This is a genomic window from Isoptericola sp. NPDC056578 (assembly GCF_042793275.1).
Classification (GTDB): Bacteria; Actinomycetota; Actinomycetes; order Actinomycetales; family Cellulomonadaceae; genus Isoptericola.
Map to the genome: position 1 here is coordinate 1 of NZ_JBHTVC010000119.1, position 1,671 is coordinate 1,671.

1 rRNA gene is annotated in these 1,671 nt (G+C 57.2%); it reads left to right on the top strand.

The window, feature by feature from the left end:
- Positions 1-455: 455 nt before the first annotated feature.
- Positions 456-1,671, top strand: a 23S ribosomal RNA gene (locus ACFQ80_RS22575); the annotation flags it as partial.

A 1,671-nucleotide genomic window follows, 5' to 3' on the forward strand; every position in this document is an offset into this window, starting at 1 on the left:
CACGGGTGGAACATTGACTAGAAGGATCGGTTCGGCGTTCGGTCGCCGGCTAGTACACATCGTGGCTCTTCGGGGTCGGCAGTCTTCGGGCTGGCAGTCTTCGGGCTGGGTGGGGGAACGCTGGTGGTGGGGGGTTGGTCTGGTTCGCAAGCACACTGTTGGGTCCTGAGGCAATCGGCCCGCTCTGTTCGGATCGCCCTTGTGGGGTGGTGCGGGTGGGTGGTCGGGGGTCTTGATGGATACGGGTCGTGGGTCGGGTGTGAACCGCCTGCACGGGGTGTGATCCCTGGGAGCGTGAGCTTCTGGGGATCGTGTCTGGTGGGGGTAGGCGTGCCGGGGGTCTGCGGGTCGTCCGTTGCTTGAGAACTGCACAGTGGACGCGAGCATCCCAGATGTTCAATGACTAGTTGATTTGTTTCGACTAGTTTCTTGATCTCTGTGAAATATTGTAGTGTGTCGAAGTTTTTAAGGGCACAGGGTGGATGCCTTGGCACTAGGAGCCGAAGAAGGACGTGGTAGCCTGCGATAAGCCTCGGGGAGTTGGCAAACGAGCTGTGATCCGAGGGTGTCCGAATGGGGGAACCCGGCTGGGGTCATGCCCAGTCACCTGCATCTGAATACATAGGGTGCAGGGGGGAACGTCGGGAAGTGAAACATCTCAGTACCGACAGGAAGAGATATTCCGTGAGTAGTGGCGAGCGAAAGCGGATGAGGCCAAACCGTGTGTGTGTCAAGCTGTCAGGCGTTGCACATGCGGGGTTGTGGGACCTTCTGACCAGATCTGACAGTCTGGTAGCCAGTAAGAAAGCCGTGTCATAGTCGAACCGCATTGAAAGGCGGACCGTAGTGGGTGTGAGTCCCGTAGACGAAATGGTGCGGCCTGGTTGAGGGGATCCCAAGTAGCACGGGGCCCGAGAAATCTCGTGTGAATCTGGCAAGACCACTTGCTAAGCCTAAATACTACCTAGTGACCGATAGCGGACTAGTACCGTGAGGGAAAGGTGAAAAGTACCCCGGGAGGGGAGTGAAATAGTACCTGAAACCGTGTGCCTACAATCCGTCGGAGCCTCCCTAGCAGGGGTGACGGCGTGCCTTTTGAAGAATGAGCCTGCGAGTTAGTGCTCGGTGGCGAGGTTAACCCGTGTGGGGAAGCCGTAGCGAAAGCGAGTCCGAATAGGGCGATACAGTCGCCGGGTCTAGACCCGAAGCGAAGTGATCTAGCCATGGGCAGGTTGAAGCGCCGGTAAGACGGCGTGGAGGACCGAACCCACTTAGGTTGAAAACTGAGGGGATGACCTGTGGTTAGGGGTGAAAGGCCAATCAAACTTCGTGATAGCTGGTTCTCCCCGAAATGCATTTAGGTGCAGCGTCACGTGTTTCTTGCCGGAGGTAGAGCTACTGGATGGCTAATGGGCCCTACCAGGTTACTGACGTCAGCCAAACTCCGAATGCCGGTAAGACATAGCGTGGCAGTGAGACTGCGGGGGATAAGCTTCGTAGTCGAGAGGGAAACAGCCCAGATCATCGGCTAAGGCCCCTAAGCGTGTGCTCAGTGGGAAAGGATGTGGAGTTGCACAGACAACCAGGAGGTTGGCTTAGAAGCAGCCACCCTTGAAAGAGTGCGTAATAGCTCACTGGTCAAGTGATTCCGCGCCGACAATGTAGCGGGGC